The organism is Candidatus Frankia nodulisporulans (assembly GCF_902806475.1).
Classification (GTDB): Bacteria; Actinomycetota; Actinomycetes; order Frankiales; family Frankiaceae; genus Frankia; species Frankia umida.
This window is the reverse complement of record NZ_CADCWS010000269.1, coordinates 1-5,382: the sequence shown is the minus strand read 5'-3', so window position 1 is coordinate 5,382 and position 5,382 is coordinate 1. Positions and strand designations below refer to the sequence as shown.

At 69.1% G+C, this 5,382-nt stretch carries 5 protein-coding genes and 1 pseudogene; 4 read left to right on the top strand and 2 right to left on the bottom strand.

Annotated features, from left to right (window positions below):
- The 4 genes and pseudogenes from G6R24_RS17825 to G6R24_RS17810 all read left to right on the top strand — a co-directional run.
- Positions 1 to 579 (top strand): annotated as a pseudogene (locus tag G6R24_RS17825) (hypothetical protein); the annotation flags it as partial.
- Between the two features lie 21 nt (positions 580 to 600).
- Positions 601 to 1,605, top strand: coding sequence for an SCO2522 family protein (locus G6R24_RS17820; protein ID WP_163550348.1), 1,005 nt, complete (start codon positions 601 to 603; stop codon positions 1,603 to 1,605).
- Positions 1,606 to 1,646: 41 nt separating this feature from the next.
- Positions 1,647 to 2,603 carry an SCO2521 family protein gene (locus G6R24_RS17815; protein WP_263864083.1) on the top strand — a complete coding sequence of 319 codons (957 nt, stop codon included), beginning with the start codon at positions 1,647 to 1,649 and terminating at the stop codon, positions 2,601 to 2,603.
- Between the two features lie 116 nt (positions 2,604 to 2,719).
- Positions 2,720 to 4,204 carry a mechanosensitive ion channel family protein gene (locus G6R24_RS17810; protein ID WP_163550346.1) on the top strand — a complete coding sequence of 495 codons (1,485 nt, stop codon included), beginning with the start codon at positions 2,720 to 2,722 and terminating at the stop codon, positions 4,202 to 4,204.
- Between the two features lie 268 nt (positions 4,205 to 4,472).
- On the opposite strand, the gene G6R24_RS17805 is transcribed toward G6R24_RS17810, so the two are convergent.
- A complete protein-coding gene (locus G6R24_RS17805; RefSeq protein ID WP_163550345.1) occupies positions 4,473 to 4,760 on the bottom strand; it encodes a GlsB/YeaQ/YmgE family stress response membrane protein in 288 nt (95 codons plus the stop codon).
- Positions 4,761 to 4,869: 109 nt separating this feature from the next.
- A partial coding sequence (locus tag G6R24_RS17800) for a hypothetical protein (protein WP_192029174.1) occupies positions 4,870 to 5,382 on the bottom strand: 513 nt, incomplete at its 5' end.

Sequence of the window (5,382 nt, the reverse complement as noted above, 5' to 3'; positions counted from 1 at the left end):
GGCCTGACCGCAGAGGGGCCGGCGGCGTTCGCGGCAGGCTGCGAGGGCGAGGACCGCGACTGGCTGCTTGCGCTGACCCGGGCGGCCAGCCGACAGATGCTCGCGATCAGTACGACGGCCGCCGACGGTGGCCGGGGAAATTTCGAGGACGGGTTCTGGAAGACCGAACTCGGCCGGGATTACCTCAATGCCCAGCGCGCGGCGGTCGAACGCGGGGTCGCCGTCCGGCGGATCTTCATCCTGACCAATCCGGATGTGCTCACCAGCCCTGATTTCGTCCGGACCTGCGAGAAGCAGGCGAGCGCCGGGGTGGAGGTGCGCACGAACGAGGTGTATGAACTGCCCCCATCCTCCCGATACGACGACTGGACGGCCCTGTTCAAGGACTTCATCCTTTTCGATGACGATGTGAGCTACGAGGTGGAGCTGGAGGGGGTTCCCCCCACAGTGAGCATCGCGCGGACGAACCTTCGATATCATCGGGACACGCTCCGGGATCGTCGGGACAGGTTCGACGCGATCTGGGAGGCCAGCACGCCGTTCCCGGCCCCGCCCACGCCTCCGCCCGAAGCGGAGTGACGGTCCCGGCGACCGGGGCGCATGACGAAACGGGTCACACCGGTGGACGCGGTCTACATGGAGTCCTCAGCGCTCGCACGGACCAGCGAGGTGCCTCTGGCCCAGGTATCGGTCGAGCTTGGCCATCTGTACCTGGAGGATCTTCATACCGTCGATCTTGACCATTTTTTTGCCCGAATCGCTCCCTGGGTCGACGAAGCCCGGATTCAGGCCGTGGCATGCCTGCCCGCCGGCCGCCGTCCGCGGGTAAGCACCTGTCTGCTGCTGGACGACTACTCCAGTCCCACCGATCCCCAGGCCCGCCCGGCCCCGCCACCGACCACGGCGATCCCACAGCTGCTGGCCGCCGCCGAGCGGGCGGGTACCCGGCTGGACTACCTGGCGCGCGAGTCGGCCTTCGTACAGGGCCCAGCCGCCTGCTCGCTCGCTGAGCTCGTCGAGGGTTTGCTGGTAGCGGACCCGCCGTTCGGCGCCAACGGTTCGCGGCCCCCGGTCACTCAGACCGGCTGGTTGACCAACGGCCAGCGTTCGCCGTCCACCGAGGCACGGCAGGCGATGGGGCAGCGGGCACGCTGGGCCCCACCGACCGAAAACGGTCGCCACCCGCACTCGATCTTCCATGACGTGGAGCTGTGGAGCAGCCCGGCCGGTGACGACACCCGGATCTGGTCCTGTGCCTACCTGGCCGCCGTGTGGCAGCTTGTCCGCCTTGGCATGCTGCGCCGTGACGGCGGGAATGCCGTCGCGGCCGAGCTCGTCGACCCGGCTGAGCTGCCCGACAGCTGGTCGGCGCTGCCCGCCGTCGCACAGGTCACCCGCACCGCGGCGCCATTGTGCGCCTATCGCACCCTTTCAGTGCTGAACAGCCGGTTTCTGCCGGTCGAGGCCGCGGTGCGCACGATCCTCTGCCAGGTCGCGGCTGACCCCGTCACCGCCCGACAGGCGGTGCGGCGAGCCGCCGCCGAGGGGATCGACGTGCCGCTGGAGCTCATCAACCGGATTTCCTACGTTCTGCTCAGCCCTTGACCGGCAACAGCGCACCCGGGCCGCGACCCACTCTGCTGCTCGTGGAAGCCCGCACCACGCTGCTGCGCCACTCGCACGCGGTCAACCCGGACATGGCTCGGGAGATTCTCGCGTTCACACCGGCCGCCAGCGTACGGACAACCTCCCGGCCACTGGCTCGCGCGGTGTCCCCGGACACCGTCGAAGGGGTGTATTGCCGGCTGCCTTCCGCCGCCGGGCGACGCACGGAAGGTATCGGCACAGTGACAAGCCGTGGAGTGCTCATAGGCGGACGTATCGCGCTGGCCTCGAGCCGCACATTGATCGCCGCCGGTCGTCCCGGCATCCACGCCCGGCGGCGGGGATGGTTCACCCACCTGGCCAACCCCGGCATCCTGGAGCAGATCGGCCGAGCGGACGATGACGACCTCGCCCGCGGGTTCACCGGCCCCTCGCGCCCAGGCGTGCTGGATCTTGCGGCGATTGCGAGCCGACAGCTGGATCGGGTACAGGCCGCGACCACGCTCAACGGCACCATCCCGCTGCGCACCGCGCGCACTCGGTTTCGCTTCGCCGTTCACGATGCCGGGCCGAACGGCCCCGCGCCGTCGCCCTCCTTCACCATCGACGACGCCGGGGTGCGGACGCTGGTCGTGCACGCCGCGCTGGACGCGGCCGAACAACTGGCGACTCTCTGCGAGGATATTGCCGCGCACGACTGGTTACTGACCATCATGCAACGACTTGTGGACGGACTGGACGAACCACCGGTGCGGGCCGGCCGCATCGAACGGATCGCGCCGGCCGTCGAACAGCTTCTGCATCTGTGGATGCCGGGGGCGCACACCGAGCCGGAGCTTTCGTGGGTGTGGGCGGCGTTGGAGGGGCGGCCGGGGTTCTCCCGACAGTGGGCCAGCATCGTCGCCCGCATCCGCAATGAGCTGGATCTTTCCATCCTGCGTGCACTGTCGGACGGCGCGACACCGCCGCCCACGACGGGCCTGCGTCGCGGGCTATGACGCTTATCACTTCATCGACTCGACCGTTCATGGGCAGGGGGAGCGGGAACTGTCCCTGACGGACGAGGAGCCTGCCTGTGCGTGAGAGCGCCGCGCCCGATTTTTCGTTTTCCGATATGCAGTCCACGATTGCCGTGCTCACCGTGGTGGCCGGTGCGGTGATCGTCGCGCTGGCCGCCTCGGTGCTGCTGCACCGGGTGGCCGGACGAATCGGCCAGCATTCCGCGATCGTCGCCGACCTCGCCCACCGCGGCCGCCGACCGATCCGACTCACCCTGGTCCTGATCGCGATCCAGATCAGTCTGGGCACCACCCATGAACAGGACTGGACCGCCTCATCGGCACGCCTGTGCGGCGTTCTGCTGATCGCCGCCTTCGCCTGGTGCGTGACGGTCCTCGCGTTCGTGTTCGAGGAACTGGCGCTGCTGCGCTATCGGGTGGACGTCGTCGACAACCGCCACGCCCGCCGCGTACGCACCCAGGTCAGCCTGCTGCGCCGGATCACGGTCGCGGTCATCTCGGTCATCGCCGCCGCGTCGATCCTCATGACGATCCCGAGTGTGCGGGTCGCCGGGGCCAGTATCTTCGCCAGCGCCGGAGTCGTCGGCATCGTCGCGGGCCTGGCCGCCCAGACATCGCTGGCCAATGTCTTCGCCGGCCTGCAGATCGCCTTCACCGACGCGATGCGCGTCGATGACGTGGTGGTCGTCGAGGAGGAATGGGGCCGCATCGAGGAGATCACCCTGACCTACGTGGTCGTGCACATCTGGGACGACCGCCGGATGATCCTTCCCTCCACTTACTTCACCACCACCCCGTTCCAGAACTGGACCCGCAAGGAATCCGCTGTGCTCGGTGCCGTCGAACTCGATCTCGACTGGGAGGTCCCGATCGAGGAGATGCGCGCGGAGATGCACCGGGTTCTCGAGGCGAACGAACTGTGGGACCGACGGGTGTGTGTTCTGCAGGTGACCGACGCCATCGGTGACCACATTCGCATTCGGGTGCTGGTGAGCGGCAAGGACGGCCCCACCACCTTCGACCTGCGCTGCCACGTGCGGGAAGCCCTCGTCCTGTGGCTGCAGCGCAACCACCCGGGCGCCCTGCCGCGCACCCGCGTCGAGTTCGGCCGCCCCGGTCAGGATGTCGGTTCGGCCGTCTTCGGGCAGCGTGATTCCGACCCGACCGAGTTCGACCCGACCGAGTTCGACCCGGGAACCTCCGCCCGTACGCCAGGTCAACGATCCGGTGCCGACGCACGGCGCGATGGGAGTGGCCGGTATGCCGGCGCCACTGGGATCGCTGGTACCGACCACAACCATGACGGCCACAACGGTGCGCGTCGCGGCAGTGCGATCGGCACCCTCCTGCGCAAGCAGGATCGCCACGACGGCTCCGACAACGCCGAGGCCGAGGCCGAGCGGGGTGGGCCGGCGTCCTCATCCCCGTCGTCGACGCAGCACTCCCACAGCGACATATCGTCTGATGCCTCGCTGTTCTCGGGTGACAACCCCGATGCGGCCAGGCGCGCCCGCGACTTCAGTGAGGCCCCGTCCGATCCGGACGATGACTCCTTCCCCACGAACGATCGCTCCCACTGACGCGGAATCCCTCCAGAAGCTGGCCATCCGTACACGGATGGCCAGCTTGACCGCGTGCCGCCGCAGACCAGTGCTGGCGGTGCCATCTCCGCTGGCCATCCTGCCCGCAGCACCAGCGGCGAGTCCGGACATGACTGACGGCGGCCGCGGGAGCCACCGGGGAGAACCATGTCTGGTTCTTACCGGGGGCGCCCCGCGACCGCCGTCAGAGGTGCTCGGCAGTCCCGGAGATCACCTGTCGGTGCCGCCGTGACCGATACCCGCTCGGTTACCGACGGGCGTAGCGCCGGCTGCGACCGGTGCCCACGTTCCGCCAGATCAGCAGCACGAGGATGGCACCGATGATCGAGCCGATGATGCCGGACGGCTGCAGGGCACCCTCGCCCAGGTCCTTGCCGAACAGGACGTAACCGAGAAAGCCGCCGACGAAGGAACCGATGATGCCGACAACAATGGTGCCGAGAATGCCAATGGGGTCGGGCCCGGGAAGAACCACTCGCGCAACCGCGCCAGCGACCAGACCGAGCAGAATCATGACGACAACGAATGTGACCATTTTATTCTCCCTGCCGAGGTGACTGGTTCATTCGTTCCCGTCGACCTGGGTGACAAACACGGTATTTCAATTTTCTTCCCAGACGTCGTGACACGTCCCGGTGCGGGAGTCAGCTGGCCTTGCGACGGCGGCGGCGACGGCGTCCGGCCAGGGCGAGCAGGACGATGCCGGCCACCACGCCACCGGCGGCCCGCGGGTTGCCGCGGGCGCGCTGGCCGGCGGAGCGGGCGGCCTTTCCGCTGGTGGCGAAGGCCTTCTCCGCCGCGGCGCTGGCCTGCGGGTGCTGGGCGAGCCGTTCGAGGGCGGTGCCGAGTGCGCGGTCGCGGGCGTCGATGGAACGGGCGGTCGCGGCGGCCAGCTTCGGGTTGTCGGCGGCCTTGTCCCGCACGGTGCCGGCGACCTTGCCCGCGGCCTCGCGGGTACGTCCGGCGGCGGCACCCAGTTGCGGCGCCAACGTCTGCGCGGCCCCGGTCACCCGCTGACGCACCTCGGCGGCACCGGAGGCGACCCGCTCGCGGGCACCCTCCTCACCCGAGGACTCCGCCCCGGCATCACTCGCGGTCGGCTCGTCCGCATCCGGTTCGTCGGTGTAGTCCGACGCGGAGCGGCCGGGGGTGGACGG

What these genes read in the sequence shown, in the direction of transcription:
- G6R24_RS17820 (WP_163550348.1), top strand. Translation starts at nt 601, where the DNA reads ATGACGAAACGGGTCACACCGGTGGACGCGGTCTACATGGAGTCCTCA.
- G6R24_RS17810 (WP_163550346.1), top strand. Translation starts at nt 2,720, where the DNA reads ATGCAGTCCACGATTGCCGTGCTCACCGTGGTGGCCGGTGCGGTGATC.
- G6R24_RS17805 (WP_163550345.1), bottom strand. Translation starts at nt 4,760, where the DNA reads ATGGTCACATTCGTTGTCGTCATGATTCTGCTCGGTCTGGTCGCTGGC.